Annotated in this window: 14 protein-coding genes; 6 read left to right on the top strand and 8 right to left on the bottom strand. The window is 70.6% G+C overall.

Annotated elements, in window-relative coordinates; translation table 11 throughout:
• The first annotated feature begins 207 nt into the window (after positions 1 to 207).
• Positions 208 to 846 (top strand): hypothetical protein, encoded by a 639-nt coding sequence (locus tag WMF45_RS29580; protein ID WP_437708152.1) that lies wholly within the window; start codon positions 208 to 210, stop codon positions 844 to 846.
• A 167-nt stretch (positions 847 to 1,013) separates the two neighbouring features.
• Here the strand turns inward: WMF45_RS29580 and WMF45_RS29575 are convergent, their stop codons facing one another.
• Complete coding sequence (locus WMF45_RS29575; protein WP_437708150.1) at positions 1,014 to 1,757, bottom strand: formylglycine-generating enzyme family protein; 744 nt, start codon at positions 1,755 to 1,757, stop codon at positions 1,014 to 1,016.
• 127 nt (positions 1,758 to 1,884) lie between these two features.
• Between WMF45_RS29575 and WMF45_RS29570 the strand changes: the two genes are divergently transcribed.
• From WMF45_RS29570 to WMF45_RS29560, 3 genes are all read left to right on the top strand, one after another.
• Positions 1,885 to 2,661: a hypothetical protein gene (locus WMF45_RS29570; RefSeq protein WP_437708149.1), complete on the top strand. Its 777-nt coding sequence runs from the start codon at positions 1,885 to 1,887 to the stop codon at positions 2,659 to 2,661.
• 21 nt (positions 2,662 to 2,682) lie between these two features.
• Entirely contained in the window at positions 2,683 to 3,636 is a 954-nt protein-coding gene (locus tag WMF45_RS29565) for a hypothetical protein (RefSeq protein WP_437708147.1), read from the top strand.
• A 720-nt stretch (positions 3,637 to 4,356) separates the two neighbouring features.
• Positions 4,357 to 5,451 carry an NFACT RNA binding domain-containing protein gene (locus WMF45_RS29560; RefSeq protein WP_437708145.1) on the top strand — a complete coding sequence of 365 codons (1,095 nt, stop codon included), beginning with the start codon at positions 4,357 to 4,359 and terminating at the stop codon, positions 5,449 to 5,451.
• Positions 5,452 to 5,538: 87 nt separating this feature from the next.
• Here the strand turns inward: WMF45_RS29560 and WMF45_RS29555 are convergent, their stop codons facing one another.
• From WMF45_RS29555 to WMF45_RS29540, 4 genes are all read right to left on the bottom strand, one after another.
• Positions 5,539 to 5,997, bottom strand: coding sequence for a tellurite resistance TerB family protein (locus tag WMF45_RS29555; RefSeq protein ID WP_437708143.1), 459 nt, complete (start codon positions 5,995 to 5,997; stop codon positions 5,539 to 5,541).
• A gap of 25 nt (positions 5,998 to 6,022) precedes the next feature.
• On the bottom strand, positions 6,023 to 6,802 hold the full coding sequence (locus WMF45_RS29550) for a sensor histidine kinase (protein ID WP_437708141.1): 780 nt from the start codon (positions 6,800 to 6,802) through the stop codon (positions 6,023 to 6,025).
• A 477-nt stretch (positions 6,803 to 7,279) separates the two neighbouring features.
• Positions 7,280 to 9,133 carry a GMC oxidoreductase gene (locus tag WMF45_RS29545; RefSeq protein ID WP_437708139.1) on the bottom strand — a complete coding sequence of 618 codons (1,854 nt, stop codon included), beginning with the start codon at positions 9,131 to 9,133 and terminating at the stop codon, positions 7,280 to 7,282.
• A gap of 778 nt (positions 9,134 to 9,911) precedes the next feature.
• The gene (locus WMF45_RS29540) at positions 9,912 to 11,168 is read right to left on the bottom strand and encodes a lamin tail domain-containing protein (protein WP_437708138.1); all 1,257 of its coding nucleotides are present in this window, start codon (positions 11,166 to 11,168) and stop codon (positions 9,912 to 9,914) included.
• 648 nt (positions 11,169 to 11,816) lie between these two features.
• On the opposite strand from WMF45_RS29540, the gene WMF45_RS29535 reads away from it, so the two are divergent.
• A complete protein-coding gene (locus tag WMF45_RS29535; RefSeq protein ID WP_437708136.1) occupies positions 11,817 to 12,554 on the top strand; it encodes a hypothetical protein in 738 nt (245 codons plus the stop codon).
• A 37-nt stretch (positions 12,555 to 12,591) separates the two neighbouring features.
• On the opposite strand, the gene WMF45_RS29530 is transcribed toward WMF45_RS29535, so the two are convergent.
• The gene (locus tag WMF45_RS29530; RefSeq protein ID WP_437708135.1) at positions 12,592 to 12,975 is read right to left on the bottom strand and encodes a hypothetical protein; all 384 of its coding nucleotides are present in this window, start codon (positions 12,973 to 12,975) and stop codon (positions 12,592 to 12,594) included.
• Positions 12,976 to 13,784: 809 nt separating this feature from the next.
• The gene (locus tag WMF45_RS29525) at positions 13,785 to 14,288 is read right to left on the bottom strand and encodes a DUF1801 domain-containing protein (protein ID WP_437708133.1); all 504 of its coding nucleotides are present in this window, start codon (positions 14,286 to 14,288) and stop codon (positions 13,785 to 13,787) included.
• Between the two features lie 314 nt (positions 14,289 to 14,602).
• Between WMF45_RS29525 and WMF45_RS29520 the strand changes: the two genes are divergently transcribed.
• Positions 14,603 to 15,454, top strand: a complete 852-nt coding sequence (locus WMF45_RS29520; protein WP_437708131.1) for a hypothetical protein — start codon at positions 14,603 to 14,605, stop codon at positions 15,452 to 15,454.
• Between the two features lie 49 nt (positions 15,455 to 15,503).
• Here the strand turns inward: WMF45_RS29520 and WMF45_RS29515 are convergent, their stop codons facing one another.
• Positions 15,504 to 16,814: a cytochrome P450 gene (locus WMF45_RS29515; RefSeq protein WP_437708129.1), complete on the bottom strand. Its 1,311-nt coding sequence runs from the start codon at positions 16,812 to 16,814 to the stop codon at positions 15,504 to 15,506.
• Positions 16,815 to 17,195: the final 381 nt, after the last annotated feature.

The raw sequence follows: 17,195 nt of genomic DNA, 5'->3' as shown, positions 1-17,195 counted from the left end.
GCGATGTCGGTTTCTGATCGACACGCGTCGACTCCCGTCGGGAGGCAGACGCTCTAGGCGCCAGCCCCGCTGCCACGGTTGGAATTTGGCGACCACCTCGTCCACCATCGCGCGATTGCGTCGCGTGCGGCCGCATGCTTTCTAGTCTCTTCGTGAATCGCCCGCGCGGCGAGCGCCGCGTGACCAACACCATCATGAAGAGGCACCTTGCTTTATCACAACGATTCGCTTCGATTGGTTCTTTGCCTGGCTCTCGGGCTCTCGGACGCGGCTTGCGCCGATGACGATTCCACGGGCACTGGCGGCGGTGCAGCCTCCAGCACGACCAGCAGCGGCGGCGGCTCCAGCCAGGCCAGCAGCGGCGGCGCTGGCGAGGGCGGCAGTGCGGCCGGCGCGGGGGGAGAGGGCGGCGGCGGCGCGGCCGGCACCGGGGGCGAGGGCGGCGGCGGCGGCGCGGCCGGCGCGGGGGGAGAGGGCGGCGGCGCGCCTCCGAGCGATCCCGCCTGCAGCGTGGACACCGCGGCGTTCGCCGATGTGGAGCCCATCCTGACGAGGAGCTGCGCGAACCAGTACTGCCACGGCAGCGCCGGCGCGCCGTCCGGCGGGCTCGACCTCCGCGCGAGCGCGGCCGTCGGCAAGCTCGTCGAGCAGGACAGCGCGTCCTGCTCCCGCGAGCAGGCGCTCGTCGTGCCGTTCAAGCCGAGCAGCAGCTATCTCATGAACAAGCTGAAGGATGTCAGCCTGTGCGACCCTGACGAGAGCAGGATGCCGCCCGGCGGGCCGCTGCCCGAGGCCGATATCAAGACGATCAACGACTGGATCTGCGCGGGCGCCCCCGCCCGCTGAGGGTCACCTCGTCAAGATCGTCGATGCGACCGCGCCCGCCGGCGCACGCCGATCACGGGCAAACCGGGAACTGTGATGAGGTGAGTTGCTCGCCGGTGGGGGTATTCTCCGCTCTGTGCACTCGGGCAACCGATCCTCTCGCCGATTCGCCCTCGGGGGACCCTGTGCTACGGCCCTGGCCGCGGATCCTTGCAGCAGCGAAACCCGATCTCGTAGAACCGGAACATCGGTCCATGCGAGTCGTTGGTCCCTCGGCACCCCGCCCACGGCTTGGACCAGTAGCCTCCCTTCAGCGACGAGCGGTGTGGCCACTCGGGGCGCGAGGTCGACACCCACTCTTCGACGTTGCCGACCAGGTCGACAACGCCATACGGGCTCACGCACCCTGGGTACGAGCCCGACGGCTCCCCCTGCCAGAGCCGCTGCGTCTCGGCGGCCCGCACCGCCGGGTCGTCGGACGCGAGCCGCCGCTCGCTGATCCCACGGTACGGCTTGCTGACGTTGCAGGCGGCCGGATCGTGCGCGTGACCGTAGGGGAAGGGGAGCGCGGACGGCCCCTCGCAGGCGAGCTCCCACTCGAACTCGGTGCAGAGGCGCTTGCCGACGGCGGCGCACTCCCGCTCGGCCTCGATGAAGCGGAGCATCACGACCGGCAGCGCGCCGGCCCGGTTCGGCCATTCGTGGCGGTCCATGCACGTGCGCACCGGCGTGAAGCGCGGCTCGGCGGCGAACAGGCCGGGGAAGAAGCCGAAGCAGTGGCCGCCGCGGTAGCTCGTGCAGATCCGCTGCACGCTCTCGGCGTGGGTGCCCTCGACGAGCACCATGTCGGACGGGCAGGACGCCGCGGGTCCGGGCCGGGGCGGGGCGTCGGCCTGGGCGAGCAGCGGGGCGAGCAGGAGGTCGAGGAGCACGCGGCGGGTCTCTATCCCAAAGCCGCGCGGCGGACGAGAGGCCGCGCGGCGGCTCGCCTGGATCCGCGCCCGTCGCGCCCGTGCCGCGCTCGCGCTCGGGCGCCCACCTGGGGTATTCTCGCGGTCTATGCGAATGGCGCTGCTCAGGATGCGCGCCGCTGCGCTCGCCGCCCTTGCGTGGGGAAGCGCTTGCGGTGGCAACGTGGTGGTCGACGGGATGCCGGATGGGTCAGGAGGCGCCGGGGTGACGAGCTCCAGCGCGATCAGCACGGGCGCGTTCGGCTCCAGCGCGGTCAGCGTGGGCGGTTCCAGCGCGATCAGCACGGGCGTGGGCGGTTCCACCTCGGTGACCGTCGGCGGGGGCGGCTTCACCGCGGTCAGCAGCAGCGCGACCTGGATGGCCACGTCGGGGACAGCGAGCGCCTCCACCGGGGCGGGCGGCGGCGATGCCTGGTCGTCGTGCATGAAGTTCTGCGAGACGTATTCGGATGCCTGCGAGCAGGTGGAGCCGGGGCAGTGCGAGGGGTTCTGCAAGGGGTATGTGAACGAGGCGCCCCAGTGCAACGAGCGGCTCGCGATGTTCTTCGAGTGCGCGACGAACGCCAGCATCGACTGCGACTTCGTTCCGCAACGGTGCCAGCCGTTCCTGGCCGAGTACGACGCGTGCCGGGACAGCAGCGGCTGCACGCCGCTCGAGTGCTTCGCCGATCGCAACCGGACCTGCTCCTGCAAGGGCTCGTGCCGGAACGCGGGGTTCGCGGTCGAGTGCCGCCCCGACATGCGCAACGGGATCGTCTGCTCCTGCTTCGTCAACGGCGAGGAGCTGGCCACGTGCCAGGATGTCGGCCCGGCGTGCGACCTCGCCCACGGCTGTTGCGAGCCGATCTTCGACGATTTTCGCTGAGGGGCGCCCGAGGCGTTCGCCATGGAGGGCGAGCCGGGGAGCGCGGCGCAGGGCGGAGCGATCGTCGAGACGATCGCGCGCTGCGCGGGGGCGCGGATCGACGCTGCGCTCGCGCCCGGGCGCGCTCCTGGGGTACTCTCGCGGCCCATGCGAATGACGCTGCTCGGGATGCGTACGGCTGCGCTCGCCGCCCTGGCGTGGGGGAGCGCGTGCGGTGGCAACGTCGTCGTCGATGGGATGCCCGACGGGTCAGGAGGCGCCGGGGCGACGAGCTCCAGCGCGATCAGCACGGGTACGGTCGCCGCAAGCGCGGTCAGCGTCGGCGTCGGCGGCACCAGCGTGGGCGGCTCCGGCGTGGGCGGTTCCACCGGGGTGACCGTCGGCGGAGGCGGCTTCAGCGCGGTCGGCGCCGGCGTGGGTGGCGCCGGCGGGAACGGCTCCAGCGCGGTCAGCTCCAGCGCGACCTGGATGGCCACGTCGGGGACCGCGAGCGCCTCCACCGGGGCGGGCGGCGGCGAGGCCTGGTCGGCGTGCGTGCGCTTCTGCGAGCGCTACGAGGAGGCGTGCGGGGTGTTGGCGCCGGGCGGCTGCGGGACGATGTGTGACTACGACCTGGCCCAGGCGCCCCAGTGCAACGATCTGCTCATCCCGTACTTCGACTGCCTGACGAACGGCAGGTCCGACTGCGATCTCGTCGGGCCCCGGTGCCAGCGGTCCCTGGACGAGTACGACAGGTGCGCGAACGGCGGCGGCTGCCCGGGGATCGAGTGCGCAGGCGATCCCGGCGGGGCCTGCAGTTGCAAGGGCGCGTGCCGGGGCGTGGTCGTCGCGGCCGAGTGCCGCACCCAGAGCTCGGGCAGGACGCTCTGCTCCTGCTTCGTCAACGGTGAAGAGGTGGCCTCGTGCGAGGACCGCGGCAGGACGTGCGAGCTCGGGCGTCGCTGCTGCGGGCCGTACTTCGAAGCGTTGCGCTGAGGGGCACGAGCGGCGTTCGCCATGGAGGACCACACGGGGGGTGGGGCGCTCGCCGAGGCGCTCGCGCGGTGCGTGGGGGCGCGGATCGACGCGGCGCACGCGAACCCGGCGACGGGGCTCGTCGCGCTCGCCGTCTACGACGGGACGCGGCGCGTGCTCGGCGCCGGCATCGGGCCGCGCGTTTCAGGGGTAGGCATCCTGCCGAGGCTGCCCAGGCTCCGCGCCGGCACGTCGCACCCGCTCGTCGCCGCCATGAGGGCGCACCTGGTCGGCCGCCGCGTGCTGGCGATCGAGGTGCGGGGCGACGGCATCGTGATCGTCGCGGGTGATGATGATGCGGTCATGGTGGAAAATGACCGAGAGGGTGCAGAGGGCGCACCCAGGTTGGGGTTGGCCGCGCCCGAACCCGGGTTGGGGCCGGCGGCAGTTACCCAACCCGGGTCGGGGGCGGCGGCTCCGAGGTCGGGGTTGGCCGAACCCGGGTTGGGGCCGGCGGCGCCCTCACCCAGGTTGGGGTTGGCCGCACCCGAACCCGGGTTGGGGCCGGCGGCGCCCTCACCCAGGTTGGGGTTGGCCGCACCCGAACCCGGGTTGGGGCCGGCGGCGCCCCCACCCAGGTTGGGGTTGGCCGAACCCGGGTTGGGGCCGGCGGCGCCCTCACCCAGGTTGGGGTTGGCCGCACCCGAACCCGGGTTGGGGCCGGCGGCGCCCCCACCCAGGTTGGGGTCGTCCCCGGGGGCGCGGCTGGAGCTCACGCCGGGACGCCGCGGCGAGGCACGGCTGCTCGACGCCGCCGGCCACCTGATCCTCCGCTGGCCGCCTCAGGGGGGCGCCCCGCAGGCGGCGGTCGCTTACCCGGCGGATCCGCTGGCCGCCGGCGCGGCGCTCGTCGAGGCGAGCGACGACGCCGCCGCCGGGCAGGAGAAGGCGGCGCTCGCGCGCGCCGTGAAGGCGCGGCGCGCGTCGCTCGAGCGCAGGGCCGAGGCGGTGCGCGGCGATCTCGGGCGGCTGGGCAGCGTCGCGCGCCTGCAGAAGACGGGGCAGCTCCTGCTCGCGCAGGGCGCCCGTGTGCCGCGAGGCGCCGCGAAGGCGCTCCTCGACGACTGGGAGACCGGCGGCAAGATCGAGGTCGCGCTCGACCCGTCGCGCCCAGCCAAGGCGCAGGCCGAGGCCTTCTTCGCCAGGGCGCGGCGCTACCAGCGCGGCGAGGCGGTGATGCGCGCGCGCCTCGCCGAGACCGAGCGCGCCCTCTCGGCGATCGCCGCGCTCGAGGCGGACGTCGCCGCGGCGGAGGCGCGGCCCGAGTCGCTTGAGCCGCTCGCGCAGCGCGCCCGCTCCCTCGGCGTCTCGCGCGCGGAGCTCGCCGGCGAGCCCGGGACGTCCGGCGCCCGCGCCCTCGGGGCAGGGCGGCCCGCGCCGCGGCGGCCGTTCCACGCCTACCGCAGCGCGTCCGGCGCGGCGATCCTCGTCGGCCGGGGCGCCGAGGACAACGACGCGCTCACGACGAAGCACGCGCGGCCGCACGACCTCTGGCTTCATGCGAAGGGCGTCACAGGCTCGCACGTCGTCGTGCCCCTCGCGAAGGGGGCGAGCTGCCCCGCGGACGTGCTTGTGGACGCCGCGACCCTGGCGGCGCACTTCAGCGACGCGCGCGGCGAGGCGGTGTGCGAGGTGAGCTACGTCCAGCGCCGCTACGTGCGCAAGCCGCGCGGCGCGGCCCCGGGCGCTGTGGTCTTCGACCGGGAGAAGGTCATCGCCGTCCGCATCGAGGACGGCCGCCTCTCGCGGCTGCTCGCGACCAAGGAAGAGGGCTGACGCCGCGCACGCCCGGCGGAGGTCACGCCCGGCGGCGCACGTCTTCGCCCGCCTGCGGAGAGCCCGCACCTCCGGTGGAGGCCGCCGTCAGATCGCGAACGCCGCCCGCACCTGCTCGTTCAGCTGATCGAGCCGGCGCCCGGGGAGCTCGGCCGCGCGGGCGAGCGACTCGATGACCGCGCGCTCCGCGTCGGAGATCCCCTCGCTCGCGTGGGCGACCGCCAGCGCGATGATGATGCCCTCCTCCACCGCGTCGCAATCCATGAGGATCTCCGCGAGCAGGCGCACCCGCGGCTCGACGCCCGCCGCGGCGATCACCTTCAGGCTCGCCTCGATGAGGTAGCGGACGAGCTCGACGTTGAGCTGGGCGCCGAGCATCGGCTCGATGAGCTGGCGCAGGGCGTCGATCTCCTCGGCGTCGACGGTGCCGTCGGCGTTCGCCACGAGCGCGCCGAGGTCGACGATCGGGGTCGGGTTGTACTCGTTGAGATCGAAGCGGGCGCGGAGCAATCCGGCCGCCTGCTGGACCAGCTCGGGAGGCTTCATGTCTGCACCGCCCCGGCGATTCGCCTCATGACTCACCACCTTTCGGGCCGCGGCGCCGCACCGTCTCGGATTCGCTGAGGCCGAGGCAGAGCTGCGCCCGGAGCGCGCGCAGCCGCGCGAGCACCTCGGCCGAGGCCGACTCGGCCTCGGCCCGCTCGATGGTCGCGTCGAGCGTCGCGAGCCTGCCTGTCTGGAGCGCCTTGAGCGAGTAGGTCATCTGCACGAACGTGTCGAACAGGTCCCCGAGCTCATCGCCCTTTCGCAGCCCCTCTCCGATGGTGAGCCGCGTCGTGCCGACCTGGCGGCAGAGGCGCTTCAGCTGGTGGACCGGCCCCACGATGCGCTGGGTGATGAAGACCCCGAGCACGCCGAGGACGGCGAGGAGGAACGCGCCGCCGCCGACTAGGATGCCGAGGAGGCGACCCTGCAGCGCCTCGACGTCGGCGCGCCGCCTGGCGACCTCCGCCAGGTTGCGCTCGTACTCGCGGTTCGTCTTCTCGAGCTCCTCGTCGAGGGTGCTGCCGAGGTCGGCGCCGTCGCCGCCCAGCGCGGCGGTGCTCATCTTGAGGATCTTGGCGCTGTTCGCCGCCTCCTTGAGCGCGAGCTCCGCCTGGGTCGCCGCGTAACGCGCCTGTTCGTTCGCGACGCTCGCGGTCTGCCAGATGACGAGTCCGAGCGCCACCATGACGGCGAGCACCACCGAGACCAGGAGCCCTGTGTATTTGAGCTGGAATCGCGGGTTCAGGAGCAGCTTGCGGCGGGATGCCGGGCGGGCCGTGGCGCGATCCTGGGCAGGTGAGGTCATGAAGGCTCGTCAGCGGGCGCGCGGCATCGCCGCGTGTCCAGGATAGACCAGGAGCGGGCCGCGCCGGTGCGACCCCCCACGAAAACGCACTGCGGTCTCCGTGGTACAGCATTCCGTGCGCCGGTCGCAAGGCCCAATCCGCGGGCGGGGGCTCGCGACGCGCATGGGTGGCCTGTGAGGGCCGTGAAGCCGCGGCGTCGACTATCCAGGGCATCCAGGGCCGGCGCGGCACCGCAACAGAGGCGCGGCGTGATGGCGGCGTACCCGGCCGGGGTATCGTGTGCGCTCCTGTCGGGCCCAGTCGGGGCACAGGAGGTCGTCGGAGTCGCGGGCGGCGCCGTTCGGCTCGAGGCGGCGAGCGTGTCTGACCGGAGCAGCTGGCTCGCAGTAGGTGGCGCGAGGCCTCGGTTGGGCTGGTGTCGCTACCTCGAGCGCTCCGCGGAGCGTCTCGGGCGCGCCGCGGGACGGCACCCGTCGTCACGTCAGCGCGGACGCGTTGTGCGTCTCCTCGAGATCGCGGTCGTCGAGCAGAGCGCCGGAGCGAGGCTGGGCGGTCAGCCCGTCCGCCAAGTGCTGGGCGAGAGCCACCATCGTCATGGTAGGGTTCCACGAGCCTCCGGTGGGCCACAGCGACCCACCGGTAACGTACACATTCTCTACTCCTCGCAGGCGGTAATCGAGGCCGACCGGCGCGCTGTCCTCCTCGCCGATCCACAACGTGGAGCTCTCGTGCACCAGCGCAGGGACGCGGATCTGATCTACCGGCGGTCGCTCGTTGACCCAGCGGCCCGTACGGTCGGGATTCGCATGCCAGTATTCCACCCGGCTGGCGCCGCGCGGTGACAAGATGAGCTCGAGCGCTTCGAACGTGCCCTTGTCCATGGTGTCCCACACGGACGCGTCGTTCTCGTTCTCGAGGACCTGGAGTATCACGTTCGTCGTGGGATCGTCGCCGTCCGCCCTCTTGAACCAGTTGGCTTGGTTGCGGTGGTCGAGTTCGCCCAGGACCGCGCAGACGAAGACGACGTAGTCCTCGGAGGTGCGCAGCTGCTCGGGCGAGGCGGTGGCCACCACGTCGGGCATATGGCGCGCAGCGGTCTCGGCGTTCTTCTGCGGTTGGCGATCCGAGAGCGCCGTCAGCTGGATGTGGTACTGCCCGCCCGTCTCGCTGTCCACGCCCGCAATGTAGATGGCAGCGAGCTCGAGTTCGCCGATCCGAGCGCTGAACGCGTAGTCGGCGCGGGGGACGCGCGCCACGATCGCGCTGATGAAATGAGCCGAGAAGCGTCCTCCCGCATTCGGTACCTGCGGGAACGAGTTCAACACCAGCGTCGTGGGCGGGAGCGTACCCATCGCCAGGATGAGCTTCGCGTCCCCCACGTTCACCACCCCACGGGTGGTCTCCAGCGCGGTGGCGCGCCCGTCCTGCTGGAGCACGCGCGTGACCGCACACTCGGTCGCGATGCGCAGCTTCTCGCCTTTGCCGGCCGCAGCGAGCTCGTTTTGGTGGGTCAGGACGGACAGCAGCGGTCCCGGTGTCGAGTACTTGGTGAAGTCAAGGCCGTGCACGTCGCTGCTGCCGACCGCGAGCGGCGCTGCCATCACCCGTGTGGCGGAGCGGACGCTATTCAGCTGGACCTTCAAGGCGTTCGTGAGCTTCTCCTGGAGGATCCCGTAGATCGGGCGTATCCCCGGGGGCGGGGCGCCGCTGCCCTTGTCGAGATCGCTCGCAGGTACCACGTGCAAGAGCTTCTCGGCGCTTTCGTAATAGCGCTCGGCCGCCTCGATCATCTGTTCTGGCCAGCCGCGCATCTCCTCGCGCGTCGGCCGTGGGCACCATGCGCTCCAGAGGGTAGAGCGCCCGCCGAAGAAGGGCACTATCCCGTGTTGCCACTTGACATAGCGCCCTGCGAGGGTCTTCGTCGAGAGTGTCCACGGGAAGGTCTCCGATAGTCCGCCGAGCGTCATCTGGAATGGGAGCGGCAGGTTCTGAAAGTGCTCGGGCAGGAAGAAGGGCCCGCGCTCCAGGACCAGGATCCGGGCGCGCGGATTCCGCTCCAAGGCGCGCTGCACGAAGCCGAGGGCACAAAACCCGCTTCCGATAACGATGTAGTCGAATCGCTCCTCCTCCCGCACGCGCTTCCACTCGGTGTTGGAAACGAAGAAGACATGGTTCATCACCTCCGTGCCGCTGGGGCTCTGCGGGCCGGGAGTCGGAAATCCGTAATTGAAATTCGGCGCTGACGATGCTGTCCTCATATTGTTTCCTCCGAAAGCACAGGGACGACGTGGCAAACGGGCGCTCTCAGGGCGTGGGGATGCACCCGTCACGAACGAACTCGCTGGTCGGCGTCGACGCGGCTCGTGACGAAACAGACAGGGAAATTCAGGGCGTCCGCCGCGAAGCGGACGAGCCCCACCGCCCCGGGCACGGCCTTGACGCGCTTCAGTTTGCACCACGTCTTCCCGTGCGTCGAAAGAACGTCCCCTCCTGCAGGACACCCGCAGGGCCCTCACCCTAGGCTCGCTCGACGTGCGCAGCGGCGAACATATGAAATCGCCCGCACTCGGTCAATAGGTTTCTCGTGGGCTCGCAGGTCGTGGAGTGAAGGCAGCCCCATGAATGCATAGATGAAATTGATATAACGTCGCTTTCCGGAGGGGCCGGATCGAGTAGGGAACCCTCTGTCACCCGCGATGTGCAGCACTTCGCCCTTGCCCTCGCATCGGTGCCGTTCCGTCAGGCACCGATGCGGGGCGACGCTGCCGCGTCGCCGTGCCGGGGCTGAAGCGTCCGAAGACGGCCGGTTGGGCCGATGTTCGGCCACGCCGGAAGAGGAGCCAGCTGCGCGCGTCCAGTGAAGCCATCGAGGTTGTTGGCCTTTCCGTCGTCCGCTCTCCGCACCAGCGAGAGGACTTGAGTTCGTCCCTGGTGCTGCGCGGCTGAAGCGAGTGCGGAGAGAGGGGCCGTGCGTGAGGTGCTCGTGCAGGCATTGCGTCCACCAGCGCGGCTTTCCCCTTGACTGTGACCGTTCCGTTCTTTCGGAATTTATCGACCCGGGCCGGTCGCAGAGAGATGAATCCCTCTCCTGTGCAGCGCGATTTTAGACTAGAGGCAACCGCAGGCGATCGCGCCTTCACGCAGGGAAAAGCCGTCGTCGTCGGCGTCGTCGGTCCAGAAGAACGGCTTGACGCCGCCGCTGCACTCCGCGTCCGGCGCGAGCGCGATGCCTTCGTTGTTGGAGTCCGGCAGCCCGCTGGGGGGCCTGAAACGCCGCTCCAGCACGAAGCGCCCGAGCGCGTCGTCGATACCGAACACGGCGGATTGGTTGTCGCACGTGTCGTCGCAGTGAGCCCACAAGCTCCCGCTGTCACGGTCGAGCTCGAGCCCCATCACGCCCGCGAGCGGCGTCGAGATGCTGGCCACCAAGGTGGCCGCGCCGCTCCCGTGATTCAGCGCGAAGGCGTACACCTTGCCGGTCTCTTCCACGCCCACCAGAAACAGCCCGGCGCCGTGCTCGCCGTAGTCGCTCGGGGCGTAAGCTCGGGACTTGCTCTCGTCGAAGAAGTGGTGCGCCGTGAGCAAGCTGTCAGCCGCCCAGGTGATCGCTTCCAGACCCGCGTTCGCGCCGACCTCGGGCAAGAGCGCGGTGAGGTTCCACTCGTGAGTCGCGGTCAGCGTCGCTCCGGCGGCTGTCACGTCGTAGCGCAGCATGGACAGCCGGCTCACGGACGGATCGTCCGTGTCGCGCTCGGCGCATACGTAGACGCCCGCGGCGCTCGTGGCGGCGAGCGTCACTCCCTCCGCGTCGGGCGTGCCATTGCCGTTCGGGTAACGTAGCCGTTTGCCGGAGGCCCAGCCACTGGACGTATCCGGCGCGTAGCTCCCTCCGCTCTTCAACAACCGAAACAGCCTGGAGGAGAGGTTGTCGGTCGCCCACAGCACGCCGGGCGCCTCGTAGGTCAGCCCGCTCAGATCGCTCTCGAACGCGTCCTCGCTGTCGAGCGTGTGCACCTCGGCCTTGCCAGGCCACGGCGACAGCTGCGTCGAGCCCGCCGGGCACGCGCCGGCACCGCCCGCCCCCGGGCCCGCCCCTCCGGCGCCGGCGCTGCCGGCGGCTCCGCCAGCGTTCGGGCTGCCGGCCACGCCGGTCGAGCCCGCGACAGCCGCAGCGCCGCCGCTCCCTCCCGCGCCGCCTGCTTGTGCTGCGCTCCCGCTCGAGCCTCCTGCCGCGGGCGAGGCCCCGGTCGCCGACGTACCGCCTGCTCCGCCCGACGGCGCTGGCAGAGGCGACTCGCTCGACCCGCTGCTGCACGCGGCAAGCCATGCCATCGCGACGACAGTCGCGTAAGACCGACGGTTCATCGTCCTCTTACCCTCGGCCTTGAGCTCTCGCCAACCGGTCGCCGGCACCAAGCAACGATAGCATTCAAGCGCGCCACGTCACAACGGCTGATGTTCGAGATCCTCCGCGCGAGCGCCAGCGTGGTGTAATATTGCACAGTCGAGTGAGCTCGTTCGATCTGCTGTGTTTTATGGGCGGCTCAGGGGATCGTCCTTTGTGGGTTATGTCGACGGCTGGTCGTTAACGGGAAATTCTTGGCAGGTCGGAATGGCTTTGCGTGGGCGATCCTCTCCAGGACCCTGACGGCATCGTCGGGCGCAAGCGAATGGCATGGAGCCCATGGTTCACGAATTTCGAGCTCCCGATGCCGCGCCGACCACGGTTCCGGCCGTGGGCCTATCCTTGCCGGGTGGTGTGCCGGCGGTGCGTCACGTTGTGACGGCGCGTTCACTGCGGGCTGCGGCCGGCGGCATTTCTGCGGCTGCGCAGGCCGAGCACGCCCTTTGCTAGGCCGGGTCGGCATGGCATCCTTGAAACTGGTGTGGTTCGGGGCGGCATTGCTCTGGGGGTGTGGCAACAGCCAGCATGGGGCGCACGAGCAGGTGGGGAGCGCGGGCGGCGTAGCGGGCCTGGGCGGGGAAGGGGGAGAGGCGGGCGGCCGGCAAGTCGTGCTCGCGCCGGCGGATGCTGTGCTCCCGGTCTGCGACGCTCCGCTGCTGGAGGTGTCGGGAGCCGACGATGGCACCGAGAATTGGCAGGAGGACCGGCTGCTCTGGCCCACCTCGTGGCAGACGTTTCGCGGCGAAGCCCTGCGCGGTCCCATCGACTTCCTCACCGGAATCTGGTTGAAGGGCTCCGGCAGCGAGCCCTTCGAAGATCGGGAGGTGCGCCCGCTGAGCAATGCCCTCATCGCGAGCCGGGGTCGGCTGCTCTGCGCAGCCGGCGAGGCGCGTGCCGTGCGAAACGGAAGTTATGCCGCCGTCGAGCTTGGCGGTTTGGGCGCGCTCACCTGCAGCGGCGAGGTCGTACCGGGCGAGCTCCGCTACTGCCACGATTGCCGCCAGGGCAGTTACGCCATCACCGGCACGCTCGAAGGCGAGTCCGTCGTCGAGGTGACCGGCGGTCGCTCTCGAGTCGGCGACACGCTCTACCTGCACGTCGGCTGGAGCGTCCTCATCGCCAGGCTCGCCCAGCAGAACACCACCGAAACCCTCGCCGCCGGCGCTTACCTCAGCCGCGACGGCGATCTCTACTGCTTCGACTCCGCGAGCGGCGACGCCCACGACATCGCCACCGCCGACATCACCTTCACCGGCTTCCGCCGCGCCGACCCCTGCCGCGCCGGCGACCCCGGCACCTTCGCCCGCGCCTGCGTCCCCCAGTTCGAAGCCGGAAGCGACTGGTAGCGCTCAGACGGCTGTGCAATGCCAGGACGACGAGGGATCAGCGCAGCGGGGCCATGTCCTGCGTCAGAGTGTCGATGCAGGACTCCCAGGTGGAGGGCTCGAGGAGCTGCGCGAGCTCGTCGGATGAGCCGCCGAGCGCCGCTTCTTCACCCGTGCCCATCGCATCCATGAGCCGCCGCAACCTGGTGCTGTCGCCGCGAACGAAGCAGCGGACCATGCTGGCCGCTTGCACATAGAACATCAGGGCATCGTCCGTGCGGAGCGTGTAGGGGACGGCCTGCTCCATCAGCTGAAGGGGCATCGGAGCCTGCCTCACCTGCTCGAGCCTGGCCGGGGCGAGCCACCATGTCTCTTGCGCAATGTACATGGCAATGCCCTCTTGCGCCCAGGCCGGCCCCAGCATGCCGCGGCTCATCAGCACGTGATGCGTGTACTCGTGCACGACGCTGGTCGGTCGACGTACAGGCGCCCGGCATCTCCCCACGTCTCGTGGCGGAAGCGGGAGATCAACGTCTCTTGCGCGCCGGCTGCCTCGCTGGGGTCCGTGCACAGCCCGGGCTGTAACCTCCGCCGGAAGGCGGACGACTCCCGCCGGCGCGCTTGGAGCGGCGCGGCGACTGGCTTCGTGGGGGCATCGTGGATCGGACGCTCGATCGGCTCCTCATCGAGGGGGGGAGACGGGGGCTCCTGGGGGGCTTGGTCTTCCGGACCGCGCGCCGGCGCCCGCGGCGGTATCGGCTCGGTGGGAGGCTTGCCGGGCGCCGGCTGGCTCGGGACCGAGATGGTGCTGGGCTGCAGCGCGGCAGGGGAGGGTGGCTCGGATGCGGAGGGGCCAGCTCGGACCACCGGCGGTCGCGGCCGCTGCGGGGTGGGGGTGCTCACGATACCCGAGCGCCGCACCATCCACGCGATCACCGCGAGGACCATGACCAGTCCGAGGCCGAGCGCGGGGCGGCGAGCACGTGTCACGGTGCGGTGATAGCAATCATTGCGCCGTGTAGATTCATGTGATTCGAGGTACGGCACGCGGCTCGTGCTGCGTTATGGTGGACGAATCGTCGAACGCAAGCAGCTTTATCGACGATCTGTCGCGACCCACCCAGGTTTGCGCGCCGCCGCTGGGTCGATAGCGGCGGCCGAGCCCGCTCGCCGGCCATCCAGGTGCTCGCGCGCTGCGCCGCTGCGGACAGACACGCTCGGCCCCGGTCGACGGCTGCACCAGCGAAGGGGTCAGATCCATCGGAGCCACGCGCGCAGCACGGACTCCAGCGCCGCCCGCTTCGCCTGGACGTCCTCTGTGTCGCTGAACGTCACGAGGCAACGATCCTTGGCAAGCCACTCCAGGAGGCCAGCCGGATCCGCGATCTCGAGCCCCTTCGCCCCTGTGTCCTTCACCTTGGCTCCGAGGTGAAGGATGAGGCGGACGCGGTCCTTTGCGCGCAAGTTGAACGTGGCGAAATGCTCGGTTGTCCGGAAGCTCGGCGCGTTCCACTTGATCTCCTCGCGGATCGCCGGGCTGACGCCGAGGATGATCTGCCGGAGGGCCACGATCGCCTCCTTCCGCGGATGTTCCAGCTCGCGCAGGAACGCGACGACGGCCGGGCTCTCCTGCGCGCCGGCGGGCGTGGCGGGCGCCGCGGGCGCTCCGGCGGCCTCCCGAGGCTCGCGCCTCTCGGGCGACCCCTTCTGCGCGCTCGCGCGCGGCTTGCTCGGCTTCTCGGTTGTGCGCTTCATGATGTGTTGTACGCCTGACTCGATGGCCCGAGCTCCAGCGCCCTTTCAGGGGATCTCGCGTGACCCGACGATCATGATCGGACGCGCTCAGGGTTAGAAAAGACGAACCCATACGAGGATGTCAAGGCGGTGAGGTCGGCCTGGGAGAGGGGGAGCGGCGTGGCCGCGCGGAGGCGGCCCCACTGCGCGGCGGAGAAGCCCTCGTACGCGGCGGCGGCGTTCCTGCTCGGCCGGGGACGATGATGCGCCTCGAGCGCTCCCCGGCCAGCCGCTTCTCGCCGCGCGGCGGCCCGTGCGATCATCGCGGTATGGACATGTCCTTCGCACCCCGCGCCGCGTTCTCGGTCCTCGCCGCCGCGCTCTCCCTTCCCGCGTGCGGGGCGCGCAGCTCCCTCGAAGGCGACCTCGGTGCCGGCAGCGACATGGGAGGCAGCGGCGGCGCCCCGGCCGCCTCGACCCACGCGGCGTCCTCGGCGTCCTCGGCGTCCGCGGTGTCGACCGGCTCGGCCTCGATGGCCGCCTCCTCGTCCGCCGCGTCCGCCACGTCGTCTTCCACGGGCGGCAGCACGAGCAGCGGCTGCAGCGACGGCACCCGCGAGGGCTTCCTCGACGAGGCGGTCTATCCGCTCATCGCCGCCTGCTCCGGCGGCTGGTCCATCCCCGGGATCCTCACCGCCACCGCGCCGCGATGCGGCCACCTCGCCGGCAACGACAGCGCCAACCCCACGGGGCTCACGTGCGGCGCCGCCGACCTCTGCGCGCCCGGCTTTCACGTGTGCGCAGGGGCCGAGGACGTCGCCCGCCGCTCGCCCACGGGCTGCGAGGGCGCGCAGTTCGGCCCCGACCTCTTCTTCGCCACGCGCCAGGGGAGCACCGGGTGCGCGATCTGCGCGACCGGCTCGCTCGAGGACTCCCCGTCCTGCACGGGCTGCAGCTGCGCCCGGGGCTGCGCGACCTCGCCGCTCACGGCCAACGACCTCTTCGGCTGCGGCTCGAGGGGCGGCCGCCCTATCGCCGCGAGCTGCGGCGTGCTCGATCGCTTCTCGGACGACCTGTGCGGAGCCATCGGGTCGATGTGGAATTGCCGCGGAGATGGCTGCAATGAGGCCAACGTGGTGACGAAGACGTCCGACGAGGGCGGCGGCGTGCTCTGCTGCGCGGATTGACAACGCTGACGCGCCGCGCCCCCGGCGCCACGGGTCCATGCAGCAGGAATCAACGGACGATCACGCGCACCGGAGCGCCGGGCATGCCCTGCAGCCCCACCCGCACCGGCTTCTTGGACGCGAGCTCGAAGCTGTAGCGCCGCAGCAGCGTGCCCAGGATCAGCTTCATCTCATACAGCGCGAAGGCGGCGCCGATGCAGCGCCGATTCCCGCCGCCGAACGGCAGGAATTCGAAGGGGGAATAGGTTCGCTCCAGGAATCGCTCGGGACGAAACACCGCCGACTCCGGAAATACAGCGGGATCGTGGTGGGCCCAGATGATCTGCGCGAACACGCCTGCTCCGGCCGGCAACTCGCAGCCCGCGATCTGCATCGGCGCATTCAGCTTGCGCCCCACCCCCGGGCTGGGCGGGCGCAGGCGCAGTGTCTCGTTACATACCGCTTCCAGATACGGCGCCTTGGCCAGCGCCTCGGGGTCCGGATCCGCGCCCAGCGCCGTCAGCTCGTCCTGCAGCCGGCGCAACACGGCTGGCGCGTTTCCGAGAAAATAGAGCACCCAGGTGAGCGCGCCCGCGGTCGTGGTGTGCCCCGCGAAGAGCAGCGTGTGCAGCTGCTCGAAGATCTCCTGGTCGCTCAGCGCAGTCCCGTCTTCCTGGCGGGCCTCCAGGAGCAGACTCAGGATATCGGTGCGCTCGGCGGGGTCGGCGCGGCGGCGGGCGAGCTCCGGATCGAGGAAGCTGCGCAGGTTCCGGATCGCGTGCTGCCTGCGCGCCCACGGGCCGAAGCCCCGGAACTCCCGGCGCAGCCACGGGATCATGAGGGTGACGGTCAGACCGAGGGAAAAGCTCTTGCGCAGATCCTCGAGCAGCTTCTCGAGGCGCGCCGCTTCCGCAGGCGCAGTGACTCCGAACACGAGGTGGATGATCGTCTGCAGCGAGATCGTCTGCATGAGGTCCTGCGCCACCAGCTCCAGACCCGGCTTGAGGTCCCGGGAGTGCTGCAGGGTCAGGTCGCAGATCTGCTTCCCATACAGGCGCATGTGCTGCCCGTGAAACGGCGGCATGAGCAGCCTGCGCATGGCCGTGTGCCGCGCGCCCGAGAGCGAGAACAGCGACGACTCTCCCATCGCCGCGGTGAAGCTCTTGCTCAGCATCTGGTCCAAGGCCTCCGGCGGCACCGCGAACACGGCGCGCAGACCCTCCACGCTGCCGGTGGCCAGCACCGGTTTGCCGTCCATCTTCGGGAGCGACATCGGATCGCCGTAGCGCTCCCGCATGCGCAGCGTGTAGCCGATCGGGTCCATGAGCCCCTGCATGTTCACCAGGATGCTGTTGGTGGGGCCTTTGGGCAAAGTGGTCATGGAGCGCGCTCCTTCGATTGTACTGCCAGCTCAGGCTCTCTCAACTGGCATGGCTGTGTGGGGACAGGACATCCAAACGGCTTCGCAGCTGTCAAGGCTTTTGTGCCCCGTCCCCTTCGAGTCGACGTGATCGGCGCGCCACGCAGGCGCAGGTGGCCGAGCGGCTACGTTCCATAGAAGCCCGCGCGAAGTCAGAAGCCCGCGCAAAGTCCTTCCGACATGTCAGGAATTTCCCGGCCCTCTGTGGCAACGACCGGCGGTTGACGTGACGCACAGAAAGTACGATCCGCTGATCTGCAGGATCGCCCCAGGCGAAGCTTCCACGAGCCACGATCGGCTGTATGCTCTCGGGCATGAAGGACCCGAAGCACCTGCCCCGAA

It is taken from the genome of Sorangium sp. So ce448 (assembly GCF_051520915.1).
In the GTDB taxonomy this organism is placed as follows: domain Bacteria; phylum Myxococcota_A; class Polyangia; order Polyangiales; family Polyangiaceae; genus Sorangium; species Sorangium cellulosum_B.
The sequence above is the reverse complement of the archived record's forward strand: the minus strand, read 5'-3'. Positions and strand labels throughout refer to the sequence as shown.

What these genes read in the sequence shown, in the direction of transcription:
- WMF45_RS29570 (WP_437708149.1), top strand. Translation starts at nt 1,885, where the DNA reads ATGCGAATGGCGCTGCTCAGGATGCGCGCCGCTGCGCTCGCCGCCCTT.
- WMF45_RS29565 (WP_437708147.1), top strand. Translation starts at nt 2,683, where the DNA reads ATGGAGGGCGAGCCGGGGAGCGCGGCGCAGGGCGGAGCGATCGTCGAG.
- WMF45_RS29555 (WP_437708143.1), bottom strand. Translation starts at nt 5,997, where the DNA reads ATGAAGCCTCCCGAGCTGGTCCAGCAGGCGGCCGGATTGCTCCGCGCC.
- WMF45_RS29550 (WP_437708141.1), bottom strand. Translation starts at nt 6,802, where the DNA reads ATGACCTCACCTGCCCAGGATCGCGCCACGGCCCGCCCGGCATCCCGC.
- WMF45_RS29540 (WP_437708138.1), bottom strand. Translation starts at nt 11,168, where the DNA reads ATGAACCGTCGGTCTTACGCGACTGTCGTCGCGATGGCATGGCTTGCC.
- WMF45_RS29525 (WP_437708133.1), bottom strand. Translation starts at nt 14,288, where the DNA reads ATGAAGCGCACAACCGAGAAGCCGAGCAAGCCGCGCGCGAGCGCGCAG.
- WMF45_RS29520 (WP_437708131.1), top strand. Translation starts at nt 14,603, where the DNA reads ATGTCCTTCGCACCCCGCGCCGCGTTCTCGGTCCTCGCCGCCGCGCTC.
- WMF45_RS29515 (WP_437708129.1), bottom strand. Translation starts at nt 16,814, where the DNA reads ATGACCACTTTGCCCAAAGGCCCCACCAACAGCATCCTGGTGAACATG.